The organism is Nocardia sp. NPDC052001, from assembly GCF_040680615.1.
Lineage (GTDB): Bacteria > Actinomycetota > Actinomycetes > Mycobacteriales > Mycobacteriaceae > Nocardia.
The window spans coordinates 405332-418797 of sequence record NZ_JBFAXC010000007.1 but is presented as its reverse complement, the minus strand read 5'-3'; the positions used below and the strand labels follow the sequence as shown (position 1 = coordinate 418797).

Sequence of the window (13466 nt, the reverse complement as noted above, 5' to 3'; positions counted from 1 at the left end):
GGAATCACCCGGATACGATGTCCCACTTTGGGACACTTGAAGGTGGAAGGCAGCAAACTACGGCGAGAGGGGCACCCGTGAGTCTGGCCGGCCACAGCATCCCGGTCGTGCGTGCGCGCGAAAGCTTCCTCAGCTCGGGCGATCTCCCCGTGGACGGGGTGTCCGGTCTGGTGTCGGCATCCTGGCGGCGATCGGCCGAGGCGGGTGTCAGCGATCTGTCGAATGTGCTGGATCGTGGCTACGTGGGCGATCTCGATCTACAGAGCCGGTTCGTCCAGTGCGCGCTGCCCGTAATCGACCGCCTCGAACTGGAATTGAGCGATCTCCCGGTGAGTATCGCGCTCACCGACCGCAATTCGCGCGTGCTGCTGCGGCGCGACAACCATCGCCTGCTGGGCGGGCGATTCGACACCGTGTTCTTCGCGCCCGGCTTCAACTACAGCGAGGGTGAGGTCGGCACCAACGGGGTCGGCACCGCGCTGGCCTCGGGTAAAGCCGTATTCATTACCGGCCATGAGCATTTCGCGGAGAACATCACCGTCTTCGCCTGCGCGGGTGCGCCGATCCGCGATCCGCTGACCGGGCTGGTGCAGGGCGTGCTCGATCTGAGCTGCCTGGCCACCGACGCCAGCCCGTTCATGCATTCGCTCGCCCAGCAGGCGGCGCGGAATATCGAAATCGAGCTGCGCGCCAGCGGATCGGTGCATCAGCAGGCGGTGCTCGAACATTTCCTGCGGGTCAGCCGCACCGCGCGCGGGCCGGTGGTCTCCCTCGGCGGTGACGTGTTCATGAGCGATACCCGCGCCAATCAGCAACTGCTGCCCCAGGAAAAGGCATACATCCGCGAAATCGCCTCCGGGCTCAGCGGATTGCGCGACAGCATGGTGCTCGATGTGGAACTGCCCACCGGCCGCACCGCACGGGTGCGCCCCGAGACAGTGGCCGTCGGGACGGACATTGCCGGGGTGGTGCTGCGGGTCGATCTCACCGCACCGGAATCGACCGCTCGCCGCACCCCGGTGAAATCCATAGGCATACCGGAGATCCCGGGTGATTCCGCACCCTGGCGTCGCGTCACCGGCGAAGTGGTCGATGCCGCGCACACCGGGTCTCCCGTGGTCCTCACCGGCGAATCCGGCAGCGGCAAACTGGCGTTGCTCACCGCCGCCCACCGCCGCGCCTTCCCGACCCGCCCCCTGGTCGTCATCGACTGCCGCGCCGATCCGGTCACCCAGATCCTCAAGGGGCTCGAAGCCGCCCGCCTGCCCACCCTGGTCCTGGCCCACCTCGACGAATTCCCCGGCGACTACGACGATGTGGACCGCATTCTCGACGACCGGGCCGGGCAGGGCTGGCTGGCCGCCACCATGGCGAACACGAACACCGACCGCGCGCACGCGGTTTCGGACGACGCCGCCGAGGATTCAACCCCGTCATCCCGGCGGGCTTGTGGCCGGGATCCACACGCGCAATTGGATTCCGTACTGCGACATTTCGACATCTCGGTCACCGTCCCCCCGCTGCGGCATCGCATCGATGATCTGCCGCAACTGGTTTCGCATCTGCTCGGCGTGCTCGCGCCGCGCCGGACCGTGGCGTGCACACCCGCGACCTTGCGGGTGCTGCTCGGCCACGACTGGCCCGGAAATGTCGCCGAACTGCGAGAAGCGTTGCGCACGGCGCTGACTCGGCGGCCGGTGGGGGATCTGCGGGCCGAGGATCTGCCCGAGACCTGTTTCGTCTCCGGTGGGCGCAGGCTCACGCCCATCGAGGCGGCCGAGCGCAGTGCCATCGTGCGGGCGCTCATCCAGACCGGCGGGAATCGGCGCGATGCCGCGGTGCTGGTCGGGATCGCCCGGTCCTCGCTCTATCGCAAGATCCAGGCGTACGGAATCCGGGTGGGGCAGAAGCTCACCGGGTGAGCGCCTGCCCCCGTCGGCTCAGAGGCTGACCGGGTACACCGGCTCCTGGATCTCCGGCTTGATGCGGTCCTCGACGAAGATGCCGTGCCACACCATGAACACCAGCAGCGTCCACAGTCGCCGCGAATGATCGATCGGGCCGGTGCGGTGCGCTTCCAGCATGGCCAGGATCGCGGGCTTGTTCAGCAGGTGATCGGTGCCGGAGTCGGCGATCTGCTGACGCGCCCAGTCGAACAGTTCCGGACCGCGCAGCCAATGCCGCAGCGGCACCGGGAAACCCAGCTTCGCGCGGTGCAGCACATGCGGCGGGACGATGCCCTCCAGTGCCTGGCGCAGCGCGTATTTGGTGGTCTCCTTGGTGATCTTCTGTTCGAACGGGATCTGCTCGGCGACCTTGAAGACCTCGGAATCGAGGAAGGGGACCCGCAATTCGAGCGAATTGGCCATGGTCATCTTGTCGGCCTTGACCAGGATATCGCCGCGCAACCAGGTGAACAGGTCCAGATGCTGCATGCGCGCGACCGGATCCATGGCGCGGTCCTGCACGCCGTAGATGGGTCCGGTGACATCCTGATGCGTCCACTCCGGGCGGAATTCCCGCAGTACCGAACGCAATTGGGCGTCATTGAAGCTGCGGGCATTGCCGTAGTAGCGGTCCTCCAGCTTGAGCGAGCCGCGATGCAGCAGGCTCTTACCGCGGGTGCCCTCCGGAATACGGTCCGACAGCAGGCCCGCGAGTTTGCGCACGCTCTTGGGCAGATACTCGAACGGCTTGAGCGAGAGCGGTTCCCGGTAGATGGTGTAACCGCCGAACAGCTCATCCGCGCCCTCGCCGGACAGCACCACCTTGACGTGCTTGCGGGCTTCCTTGGCGACGAAGTACAGCGGCACCAGCGCCGGGTCGGCGACGGGTTCGTCCAGGTACCAGACGATCTCGGGGATGGCGTTGGCGAAATCCTCCGGCGTCACCATGCGAATGAAATGCTTCGCGCCGATCGCGGCGGCGGTCTCGGCGGCCACATCGGCCTCGGAGTACCCCTCGCGCTCGAACGCCGAGGTGAAGGTCAGCAGATTCGGGTTGTGCCGAATCGCCAGCGCCGCGATGGCGGTGGAGTCGATACCGCCGGACAGGAACGAGCCGACGGTCACATCGGCGCGCATATGCTTGGCGACCGAATCCTCCAGCGCCGCCGCGATCTCCTTGTACCGGGTATTCGCGGCGCCGAACGGCCGCACCCGGAACTGTGGATTGAAGTAGCGGGTGAAGCGCGGCTTCTGGCCCGGTTCGATCCAGGCGTAGCAACCGGATTCGAGGCGGCGGATGTTCTTGTGCAGCGTCTCGGGCTCGGGCACGTACTGCAGCACCGTGTAGTGCTCGAGCGCGCGCGGATCGAGGTCGTCGGAAAGCTCCAGCGCCGGAAGCAGTTCCAGCAGGCTCTTCTTCTCACTCGCGAACGCGGTGCCGCCGGGCCCGGTGGCCAGGAACAGCGGCTTGATGCCGAACGGATCGCGCGCGATGAACAGTTTGCCGGTCTCGGTATCCCAGATGGCGAAGGCGAACATGCCGCGCAGGCGTTTGGCGGCCTCGGCTCCCCAGTAGTGGAAGGCCGCGACGATCGCCTCGGAGTCGCCCTCGGTCGCGAACATCGGCTCATCGCCGAATTCGGCCTGGTGCGCCGCCTTCAACTCCTCGCGCAGTTCGAGATAGTTGTAGATCTCGCCGTTGAAGGTGAGCGCGTACCGCTCCCTGTTCTCCGGCGGGCCCCAGCGCAGCGGCTGATGCGAATGCTCGATATCGATGATGGAGAGGCGATTGAAGCCGAAGATCATCCGATCGTCGTTCCAGGTGCCCTTCTCATCGGGGCCGCGGTGCCGCTGGCAGTGCAGCGCCTCGTACACCTGCGCCGCCGTGGTCTCGACCGTCCGCCCATCCGGGGTGGTCGCCGTCTGAGCCGTCAGAAATCCGAGCAGTCCACACACTGCGGGCAGAACCTCGTTTCCGGAGTCAAGGAGAGTCGCGCGTCGATACGCGAAACGTACTGTCCGAGTATGCCGCACGCGCGTTGATCGCGCCGCCAGAGGCCGTATCCACGGGTTATGAGGTTCTCGGAGTGTCGAAGCCGACCCCATCACAATGGTGTGCCCGGTTTGGTCTACGCTGCGTAGTACTCGGGAACTCCCGGGGCCGATCCTGCGTTGCGCGCGAACGGTCTCAGAGGTTCCCAGCGTGCTGTAGTTGTGTCGCCCGGCGGTAGGGAGCCCGGGCGATGCCAGTCGAATAGACGACCAGGAAGGCGTTGAGCGTGGCGCACAAGGCGAGCGAAGCGATAGGGGCACGACCCGCCCAGGGTCGGCGGGGCCGCATCCTTCGACGGGCCGGGCTGGCGGTGTCCTTGGGGATGACCGCGATGCTCGTCTCCGGATGCTCGATCGACAACCCGTGGCTTCGATTCGGTTGGCCCTCGGGCGTCACGCCGCAGGCCACCCGGATGCGCGAGCTGTGGACTTGGTCCGTCATCGCCGCTCTGGTGATGGGTGTGATCGTGTGGGGTCTGACCTTCTGGACGATCGCGTTCCACCGCAAGAAGGCGGACTCCCCGGAGTTCCCGCGGCAGACCGGTTACAACGTGCCGCTGGAGCTGAGCTACACGGCCGCTCCGTTCGTGATCATCGCGGTGCTGTTCTACTTCACCGTGGTGGTGCAGAACTACGTGCACGAGAAGGTCTCCGATCCCGATGTCGTGGTCGATGTGACCGCGTTCCAGTGGAATTGGAAGTTCGGCTACCAGAAGGTCGACCTCAAGGGCGGCGCTCCGGTATACGACGGTGTCGATCACGTCCGTCAGGACATGAACCAGCAGATCAAGGACGAGTACGCGGAGCGCACCGAGGACGGTCACCCGCAACCCGGCCCGAACAACGGTCTGCCCGCGAATGACATCTCGTACCTGAACTACGACAAGATCGAGACCGTCGGCACCTCGAACGAGATCCCGGTCCTGGTCCTGCCGACCGGTAAGAACATCGAGTTCCAGCTGGCCGCGGCGGATGTCATCCACTCCTTCTGGGTGCCGGAGTTCCTGTTCAAGCGGGACGTCATGCCGAACCCGAAGCAGAACAACTCGGACAACATCTTCCAGATCACCAAGATCGAGAAGGAAGGCGCGTTCGTCGGCCGTTGCGCCGAGATGTGCGGCACCTTCCACTCCATGATGAACTTCGAGGTTCGCGCGGTTTCGCCGGAGAACTTCCAGAAGTACCTGGATGCGCGCAAGGATGGCAAGACCAACGCGGCGGCGCTGGAGTCCATCGGGCAGTCGCCGGTGGCGACCACCACCAAGCCGTTCAACACCAAGCGCGATGCGCGTGGCAACGAACTCGCCTCCGAAGTCAAGTGAGGGATGAACTGACATGAAGGTCGAAGCTCGCATCTTCGAACTGCTCGCGGTCTTTTTCGCGATCGTGGGCGTCGTCTACGCCTACTTCACCGCCCAGTCGCGCACCGGCGTCGAATGGGCCGGCACCACCGCCATCGTGCTGACGGCGGGTCTGGCGCTGATCGTTGGCACCTACTTCCGCTTCGTCGCCCGTCGACTGGACCTGCGTCCGGAAGACTATGAAGAGGCCGAAATCGTGGACGGCGCAGGCGACCTGGGCTTCTTCTCGCCCGGTTCGTTCTGGCCCATCCTGCTCGCGGGCGCGGGTTCCATCACCGCCCTGGGCTTCGCCTTCTTCCAGTACTGGCTGATCGGCGTCGGCGTGGTCTGCATCCTGGTCGCCGCGGGCGGTCTGGTGTTCGAGTACCACCTCGGCCCCGAAAAGCACTGATTCGGCGGTATCGAGTCGAACTATGAAGCGCCCCACCGGATTCCGGTGGGGCGCGTCGCGTTGTCCGCGTACTCGGCCGGTGCGGGCGGTATTTCGTGAGTAAACACTCACGCGTCGCAGCACCGGGTCCGGAGCCTACGGGGCTAGCCTGGCAACATGTTGGCAACCTCTGAAGCGCAGATCGTGGCCCTGTGCAACCAGAAGGGTGGGGTCGGGAAGACGACCTCGACCATCAATCTAGGAGCGGCGCTCGCCGAGACCGGACTGCGCGTGCTGCTGGTCGATCTCGATCCGCAGGGCGCGCTGTCGGCCGGGCTGGGCGTATACGTCAACGACCTCGAGCTGACCATCTACGACCTGCTCAGCCGGAACGCGCCCTCGGTCGACGAGGTGCTGATGAAGACCGGCGTCGAGAACATGCACCTGCTCCCGAGCAATATCGACCTCTCCGCCGCGGAAATCCAGCTCGTCAACGAGGTCGGCCGCGAACAATGCCTGGCCCGCGTCCTGGACCCCATCCGCGACCGCTACGACTACATCCTCATCGACTGCCAGCCGTCGCTGAGTCTGCTCACCGTCAACGCCCTGGCGTGCGCCGACGGCGTCATCATCCCCATGGAACCGGAATACTTCGCCCTGCGCGGCCTGGCCCTGCTCACCGACACCATGGAAAAGGTCCGCGACCGCCTGAACCCCCGCCTACACCTATCGGGCATCGTCGTCACCATGTTCGACGGCCGCCTCCTGCACTCCCGCCAAGTCCTCACCCGAGTCAAAGAAGTCTTCGGCGACCGCGTCTACGACACCCAGATCTCCCGCACCGTCCGCTTCCCCGACGCCACCCTCGCCGGCGAACCGGTAACCACCTGGGCCCCCAAATCCCAAGGCGCCGACCAGTACCGCGCCCTGGCCGCCGAATTGATCGCCCGCACCGGGCAACCCGCGACTACGTAGACTTCGATCGGATCGGGTGTACGGGAACGGGTGAGGTGATCACCAGCCGCCGTCGAAGAAGGCGGTCAGGGCGGGTGGGGAGTCCGCGGCGGTGGCCGTGTTGACCACCGCGATGGTGATGGCGGCCAGTGATAACACGGTTGCGAGCGTGGCGAATGCGGCCAGGGTGCGCCGGGTTCGCTTGTCGGACCCGGTTGTTCGGGCGAAGGCGCGCCAGCACAGTGCGCTCGCCACGATCGCGATGACACCGGTGGTCGCGGCGATCACGGCCATGGCGGCGTGATATCTGCCGAAGTCGTCGATCATCACGCGCAGGGCGGGAGTGATCCGGTCCTCGGCCAGGTCCTGCCGGATCTGATGCAGGGTGGGCGCGAGATCGCCGCCGGAGTCGCCGACCGGCAGCATGGGCAGCAGGGATGCGAAAGGTGCTGCCACGCCCTGGAGATTCGCCATCACGGTCAGCAGCGCGAAGAGCGCCAGCAGGGTCACGAACGTTCCGGCGGTGGCGAGCGCGGCGCTGATTCCGGCGCCGAGCTCGGCGGCCCGCAGAAATGCCTTCCAGAGCAGAACCGCCAGCGCGACAAGCACTATCAGCAGCAGCCCGGCGATCACGGCCTTGGCGATGTGATACCGGAACCAATAGTCGACCGTATGTTGCAGGCTCGCCGGAAAATCCCCGGACCCGGACGCCCAGTACTCGGCAAACGCCTTCCGAAACGCATCTCGCAGGGCGTTCTCATCGGAGAAATCGGCCGAGCCACTCGCCGCGAGCGTACGCGGCGCGATGACCAGGGCCAGGCTCAGAGCCACAGCCAGGGCGACGAGGGCGACCAGGAGATGGCCGGAGACGCCCGCGGAACGCGACCGGATCACTGTGCTGGACAAGGCGCTACCTCCGACCGGTGGGCTGGTGGGCGACGCGCGGTGCCGCAGAGCGGGGCGTGCCCGGAAACCTCCTTCGCGAGCCTACAGATAGACGATTCGGGGCCGCGCAGAACATTTGTGCCCGTCCCGTTGTTATGGACGGCATGCGCATTGGAGAGCTGTCGCGGCTGACCGACACCCCGCCCCGTCTGCTGCGGTATTACGAGGAGCAGGGTCTGATCGCCTCGGATCGGTGCGCGAACGGTTATCGCAGCTATGACGAGGCGAACGTGGATCGCGTGCTGCAGATTCGGGGCCTGCTCGCGGCGGGGTTGCCGGTGCGGATCATCAAGCAGATTCTGCCGTGCTTGAAAGCGCCGCGCGATATCCATTTCGAGAATCCCACCCCGGAGATGCTGGCGACCCTGGAGCAGGAGTACGACCGCATGACCGCGCGCATCGCGGCGTTGGAACACAGCCGCGCCGCTGTCGCCGAATATCTCGCGACGGTGCGCCGCAAGGACATCGAGCGGTCCCTGCGGGTGGGCTGAAAGGCGGGGTGCCGCACTGCCCGGCACCCCGTCTCCCCTCATCGAGTGGAGCTGGCTCAGATGCCGAGGGCGTGTTTCAGCCGGGTGGTGCGGGGTGACATGCCCGCGAGGCCCAAAAGGGCGCGGGGGAAACGGGGTTGGAGCTGGGCGGGCCGGGTGCGGATGGCGGTTTCGATCCAGTGCGCCGCCTCGCTCGCGTCCAGCACCGGTTGTTCGGTGAAGTAGGTCGGCGCGGTGGCGTCGATGCGGAAGGCCGGATAGTGCACGGCGGTGACGTGAATCCCGCGCGGGGAGAGTTCGGCGTCGGCGCACTGCCCGAAGGTGGTCCAGGCCGCCTGCGAGCTGGCATAGGACGCGAAATTCGGTGCGGCGCCGGTGGTCAGGCTCCAGGGGCCGACATTCACCACATGACCGGAACCGCCCGCGAGCATGGCGGGCAGCAGGCCCAGGGTCAGCCGGAGCGGGCCGAAGTAGTTGGCGGCCATGGTGCGCTGGTAATCGCTGAAGCGATCCAGCGATTGCAGCACGGGACGGCGGGATGGGCGGCCCGCGTTATTGATCAGCACATCGATGCTGTCGAAATCGGTGCGCAGCCATTCGACCAGCTGATCCACATCGCCGAGTGCGGACAGATCGCAGCGATTCCAGTGCGCGCGCCCACCGGCCTCGATGATATCGGCGCAATCGGCGGCCAATTGACTCCCGCGGCGCGCGACGAGGAGCACCTCTGCGCCGTGGGAGGCGAGTAATCGCGCTGTGGCCCGGCCTATTTCGGAGCAGGCGTCGGTGATCACGATGCGTTTGCCCGCGATCGAATCGACGGTGGGACGCGGACGGCGAGCAGTGCGGAATTCCATCATGGACAGGCAACCTTCAGTCATGAATGAGCCGAACCATGCACCGATACCCCGCCGACAGTACCGATACCGTCCGCACCACCCGGCTGCTAGCCGATTGCTGGCGGTGCGGCGGAACACATTCTAATCGGTCGGGTCATAACGCCGGGCGCGTTCGGCCAGGCAGATTTCATCGATCGAGGACACGATGTCCCGCAACAGTTCCGAGGGCAGCGCGGCCGGGCGCAACCGGCAGGTGAAGGTGATGAAGCCATGATCTTCGTTATCGAGTTCGCGCAGGTAGTGCGAGCGCACCCCGTAGGTGAGCGCGGAAATCACGGTGAAGCAACCGGTTTGCTCGCGATGCCCGGAGAACAGATCGTGCAGCTTGTGGAAGACCCTGGGATAGGTCGACATCGGCGCGAAGACCGAGATGCGGTATGCCGAACCACGTTCGGAGGAACTGATGACCGTATCGGCCAGGTACTCCGCATCGCGCAGCGTCAGCACCTTCGGAGCGAACATGAGCGCACCCGCCGCGGCATTGCGTACCGGCATACCGGCGCGCCCGCCCGCCGATGCGGCGATGGCGCCCAGCGACTTTCGAGCCCGCGAGCCGACCTCGCGCCGCGCGCGCAGCGACAGATTCGGCGCGGTCGGATGCAGGCTCGACCACTGCCCGAAGCGCACCGTGCCGAGCTGCACGGTGCCGGTGCCGACCGGCCGCGCCACCTTCAGCGGTGCGGTGTCCACCCAGCGCCCGACCTGGAGCATGGCCTCACCGGGTGACTGAATCTCCTTGTACGCCTGCTCCACGAAGGTGTCGAAGTCCAGGAAGCGATGCGCGTCCGTGGTGAGCCAGGTGCGGTCCTTGTCCACCTCGGTCACCCCGAGGGTGAGCGCGGTGATGATGCCGGTGCGCCCGCCGCCGCCCAGGATCTTGTGGAAGCGCTCGGTGTGGTGATTGCGCCCGCAGGTGCCGAAACGCCCGTCCTGATCGACGTATTCGACCTCGACGACGTTATCGCTGAACATGCCGAAGCGATGCGAGGCGGCGCTGAGCCCGCCGACCGCCGCGAAACCGCCCGCGGTGATATCCCGGTGGTCGCCGACGATGGGCAGGCCCAAACCGTGTGCGCCCAGGGTGCGGTCGATATCGGACAGGCGTGCGCCCGCCTGTACCCGCACGGTGCGGGCGTCGGCGTCCACGACCTGGACCCGGTTCATCTTGCGCAGTGAGAGCACGGTGCCCTGTTCGGGCAGTGCGAGCTCTTCGTCCGGTCGCTCCCCACCGCGGATGATCAGCGGTTTCGTCGATTTGCGCGAATCCCGAACGGTGCGAACCACATCCGCGGTGTCGCGCGGCAGGAACTCGGCCGGGAGGGTGGAGAAGGACGTGCTCATGGCGCTACAGCTAACCATAGTCGAGCCCGTCCTGCTCGTACTTGGACCACCGCCTCAGTGTGCGGGCGTGAGACGCTGTGTGAACAGCACGTTTCCGGTCGCGTCGCACAGATTCACTGTGAGTTCGCGGGACTTGCCGTCAATGCTGAGCTCGCCGAAATGCTGGTAGGCGCCGTCCAGCGGGGAGGCGTTCTGCACCGGGGGAGCGTGCACGAAAACGGCTTCCGGACCGAAGGTTCCATCGAGCGGATTCGGGCCGAAGGCGCCGGCGTTCAACGGCCCGGAGACGAATTCCCAGAATTCGTCGAAGTCCTGGAACGCGGCGCGCTCGGGCGAATAGTGGTGCGCGGCGGTGTAATGCACATCCGCGGTGAGCCAGACGACGCCGGAAACCTTGTTGGCCTTGATGGATGAGAGCACCTTGGCGATCTCGGTCTCACGCCCCGACGGCGCGCCCGGATCATTGTTCGCCGGACCCTCGAAAGCGGTGCGATCAGGCTGTTCACCATCTTTCACGACCACTCCGAGCGGCAGGTCGTTGGCGACGATTTTCCAGGTCGCCTTGGAATCCTGCAGAGCGCCGATGAGCCATTGGGTTTGGGCCGCGCCGAAGATCTTGCCATCGGGCGAGCGATTCTCGTCATTGGTGTCCTTGTACGTGCGCATATCCAGTACGAAGACATCCAGCAGCGGTCCGTAGGAGATCTTGCGATACAGCCGCCCGTCCACGGCCTCCTTGGGCTCCACCGGCATCCACTCGTGAAATGCCTGCCAGGACCGGGTGGCGAGCACATCCATACTGCGTTCGGTGTACCCCTTGGTCGGGCCGACCTGTCCGCCCGGGTACCAATTGTTGACCGTCTCGTGGTCATCCCACTGCACGATCTGCGCCACCGAGGAATTGAAGCGGCGATAGTTCTCGTCGGTGAAGTTGTAGGCGAAATTACCGCGGAACTGATCCAGGGTCTGCGCCACAGCGCTTTTCGCCTCGGAGACGGTATTGCGCCAGATCCGGCCGTCCGGCAGCGTCACCGATTCCTTGAGCGGACCGTCCGCGTAGATGGAATCGCCGGAATGAATGAACAAATGCGGATCGCGCGCGGCCATGGCGGAGAAGATCTTCATTCCGCCGAGGTCGGGATTGATGCCGTAACCCTGGCCGACCACATCGCCGGACCACAGCAGTTTGATATCCGAGGCACCGGTCGGCACGGTGCGGAAGACACCGGTGACGGGTTCGGAGGTGGCATCGCCCTCGAGGGTGACGCGATAGTGCACCTGCTGTCCGGCGGGCAGGCCGTTCACCCGCACCCGGCCGGTGCCGTCGGTATCGGGGGTCAGCATGGGGCCTTCGAAACGCTTTGCGTCCTTGAAGGATTCGGTGGCAGCGGTCTCCACGATGAGCTTGGCGGGCTGATCCGAGCGCGCCCAGATGAGTGCGCCGTCCGAGCGGGGGTCGCCGACCGCCACGCCGTGCGTCAGCTTCGGTCGCTGCTTGACCAGGGCGGGACCATCATTCGACGAGCACGCCGCGAGCGCCGGAGCGACGATCAGTCCGGCGGCCGAGGTGCGCAGTAGGGTGCGCCGCGAGAGATGTATAGCCATGTGGCCGACCTTTCATCAGCTAGCTCAACATCAGCTGAACTGTGCCGGACCGGTCCGCGAATGCTCGGCTACGGAGCGGCGTGTCGCGGCGTCGCGAGCTGGACCGATTGTCGGTCCCGCTCCGTATAGTCCGGAACATGAGTTTTCTGGGAGGGGTGTTCGGGTCGGCGCGAAATCGGTTCGGGGAGAAGGTGCTTGCGCAAGTCCTCGGCTACGAGGGCATCGAATCCGCCGAGTTCGACGCCGCCGCTTTCGAAGTGCGTTTCCGCTTCCGCGAGTCCGGGCACGGCAAATTACCGCTGGACACCTTGTACAAACGCTGTCAGGGGCAGCCGGACGCCGAACGCCGGCGCCGCGTCGACGATTTGATGGGGGAGTACCTCACCGAGAGCGCGCCCGACACCTGGGATGCGGTGGCGGGGCGCTTGCGCCCGGTACTGCGCGGGTCCGAGCGTTCCCGCATCGAATTGGAGGGATTCGAGGGCCAGGACGTGATGGTGTGGCGGCCCGCGCTGCCGTATCTGATCGAGTTGGTCGTGATCGATATGCCCGCCACCATGCATTTCGTCAATACGCTCGATCTGGAGCGCTGGGGTGTGGACGCCGAACAGGTATTCCGCGCGGCGCACGTGAATATGGCCGGGCTGGCGATGAATACGCTCGCCGCGTTCGAGCCCACCACCACTACCCGGGTGCTGGAATTCGCCGATGACGAGGGCGAGAGCTATGTCGGCTCGCTACCGCTGGTGGCGGGGTGGCTGGCCGGGGTCGCGACCCGCACCGGCACCCGGCCGATCGTGCTGATGCCCGGGCACCTCGGCATGTTCGTGGTGCTGGACCCCTCCGATGAGCAGCTCCCGGCCTTCCTGGAGATGGCCGCGAACAAATATGACGAGGCGCTACGCCCGCTCACCCCGCTGCCCTACACCGTGGACGCCGAGGGCGATCTGGTGCCGCTCCAGGTGCCGCAGGGGCATCCGGCGTGGTCCGCGCTGCGCAGCGCCGAAGCGCAGCTGGCCGCGCACGCGTACCGCATTCAAACCGAATACCTGCGCGCGGACCGCTATCGAGAGGAGGCCGTCAGCGAGGTCATGCACGTGCGCGCGCCCGACGGCACCGAACACACCATGACGCCGTGGACCGACGGCGTCCCCACCCTGCTGCCGCACGCGCACTTCGTCTGCCTGGTCACCATGACCGGCGAGGTCTTCCGGGTTGCCTGGGAGGATGTCGCCGCCCACGTATCCCTCACTCCGGCCCCGGGTTTCGATCCGCCGCGCTACCGCGTCGAAGATCATCCGCCCGCCGCGGTCATGGATCGCCTACGCGCGCTGTCATATTGAGACGGTGGGATCCCGGCCGAAAACGCGCCGGGATGACGGGCGTGGTGTCTGCGGTCCGGAGATGACGAGCGTGTTCGCGATGCGGCGCGGTATAGCGGCGGGGCGGCCGGTGTGGCGAATAATGCATCGGATTGTGTCGCGGGGGTCGGCTAGGGTCGG

Annotated in this window: 11 protein-coding genes; 6 read left to right on the top strand and 5 right to left on the bottom strand. The window is 66.0% G+C overall.

Annotation, left to right across the window (positions count from 1 at the left end; genetic code table 11):
• The first annotated feature begins 77 nt into the window (after window positions 1-77).
• Complete coding sequence (locus AB0L82_RS30930; protein ID WP_364643990.1) at window positions 78-1922, top strand: helix-turn-helix domain-containing protein; 1845 nt, start codon at window positions 78-80, stop codon at window positions 1920-1922.
• Between the two features lie 18 nt (window positions 1923-1940).
• Here AB0L82_RS30930 and asnB read toward each other — a convergent pair whose 3' ends face one another.
• Window positions 1941-3902: an asparagine synthase (glutamine-hydrolyzing) gene (gene asnB / locus AB0L82_RS30925; protein WP_364643987.1), complete on the bottom strand. Its 1962-nt coding sequence runs from the start codon at window positions 3900-3902 to the stop codon at window positions 1941-1943.
• 419 nt (window positions 3903-4321) lie between these two features.
• Here asnB and AB0L82_RS30920 point away from each other — a divergent pair, with 419 nt between their 5' ends.
• The 3 genes from AB0L82_RS30920 (at window position 4322) to AB0L82_RS30910 (ending at window position 6704) form a co-directional block, all read left to right on the top strand.
• Window positions 4322-5320 carry a cytochrome c oxidase subunit II gene (locus AB0L82_RS30920; RefSeq protein WP_364643984.1) on the top strand — a complete coding sequence of 333 codons (999 nt, stop codon included), beginning with the start codon at window positions 4322-4324 and terminating at the stop codon, window positions 5318-5320.
• Between the two features lie 13 nt (window positions 5321-5333).
• Window positions 5334-5750, top strand: a complete 417-nt coding sequence (locus tag AB0L82_RS30915) for a cytochrome c oxidase subunit 4 (RefSeq protein ID WP_364643981.1) — start codon at window positions 5334-5336, stop codon at window positions 5748-5750.
• A gap of 156 nt (window positions 5751-5906) precedes the next feature.
• Entirely contained in the window at window positions 5907-6704 is a 798-nt protein-coding gene (locus AB0L82_RS30910; protein ID WP_364643978.1) for a ParA family protein, read from the top strand.
• A 39-nt stretch (window positions 6705-6743) separates the two neighbouring features.
• Here the strand turns inward: AB0L82_RS30910 and AB0L82_RS30905 are convergent, their stop codons facing one another.
• Complete coding sequence (locus AB0L82_RS30905) at window positions 6744-7589, bottom strand: hypothetical protein (protein ID WP_364643975.1); 846 nt, start codon at window positions 7587-7589, stop codon at window positions 6744-6746.
• 143 nt (window positions 7590-7732) lie between these two features.
• Between AB0L82_RS30905 and AB0L82_RS30900 the strand changes: the two genes are divergently transcribed.
• On the top strand, window positions 7733-8119 hold the full coding sequence (locus AB0L82_RS30900) for a MerR family transcriptional regulator (protein ID WP_364643972.1): 387 nt from the start codon (window positions 7733-7735) through the stop codon (window positions 8117-8119).
• Between the two features lie 56 nt (window positions 8120-8175).
• Here AB0L82_RS30900 and AB0L82_RS30895 read toward each other — a convergent pair whose 3' ends face one another.
• The 3 genes from AB0L82_RS30895 to AB0L82_RS30885 all read right to left on the bottom strand — a co-directional run bounded on the left by AB0L82_RS30895 (window position 8176) and on the right by AB0L82_RS30885 (window position 11964).
• The gene (locus AB0L82_RS30895) at window positions 8176-9000 is read right to left on the bottom strand and encodes an SDR family NAD(P)-dependent oxidoreductase (protein WP_364643969.1); all 825 of its coding nucleotides are present in this window, start codon (window positions 8998-9000) and stop codon (window positions 8176-8178) included.
• Window positions 9001-9099: 99 nt separating this feature from the next.
• Entirely contained in the window at window positions 9100-10359 is a 1260-nt protein-coding gene (locus AB0L82_RS30890; RefSeq protein ID WP_364643966.1) for an FAD-binding oxidoreductase, read from the bottom strand.
• A 54-nt stretch (window positions 10360-10413) separates the two neighbouring features.
• Window positions 10414-11964: an alkaline phosphatase D family protein gene (locus AB0L82_RS30885; protein WP_364643963.1), complete on the bottom strand. Its 1551-nt coding sequence runs from the start codon at window positions 11962-11964 to the stop codon at window positions 10414-10416.
• 137 nt (window positions 11965-12101) lie between these two features.
• On the opposite strand from AB0L82_RS30885, the gene AB0L82_RS30880 reads away from it, so the two are divergent.
• Window positions 12102-13307: a hypothetical protein gene (locus AB0L82_RS30880; protein ID WP_364643960.1), complete on the top strand. Its 1206-nt coding sequence runs from the start codon at window positions 12102-12104 to the stop codon at window positions 13305-13307.
• Window positions 13308-13466 lie beyond the last annotated feature (159 nt).

What these genes read in the sequence shown, in the direction of transcription:
- AB0L82_RS30920 (WP_364643984.1), top strand. Translation starts at nt 4,322, where the DNA reads ATGACCGCGATGCTCGTCTCCGGATGCTCGATCGACAACCCGTGGCTT.
- AB0L82_RS30915 (WP_364643981.1), top strand. Translation starts at nt 5,334, where the DNA reads ATGAAGGTCGAAGCTCGCATCTTCGAACTGCTCGCGGTCTTTTTCGCG.
- AB0L82_RS30900 (WP_364643972.1), top strand. Translation starts at nt 7,733, where the DNA reads ATGCGCATTGGAGAGCTGTCGCGGCTGACCGACACCCCGCCCCGTCTG.
- AB0L82_RS30890 (WP_364643966.1), bottom strand. Translation starts at nt 10,359, where the DNA reads ATGAGCACGTCCTTCTCCACCCTCCCGGCCGAGTTCCTGCCGCGCGAC.
- AB0L82_RS30885 (WP_364643963.1), bottom strand. Translation starts at nt 11,964, where the DNA reads ATGGCTATACATCTCTCGCGGCGCACCCTACTGCGCACCTCGGCCGCC.
- AB0L82_RS30880 (WP_364643960.1), top strand. Translation starts at nt 12,102, where the DNA reads ATGAGTTTTCTGGGAGGGGTGTTCGGGTCGGCGCGAAATCGGTTCGGG.
- AB0L82_RS30895 (WP_364643969.1), bottom strand. Translation starts at nt 9,000, where the DNA reads ATGACTGAAGGTTGCCTGTCCATGATGGAATTCCGCACTGCTCGCCGT.
- AB0L82_RS30910 (WP_364643978.1), top strand. Translation starts at nt 5,907, where the DNA reads ATGTTGGCAACCTCTGAAGCGCAGATCGTGGCCCTGTGCAACCAGAAG.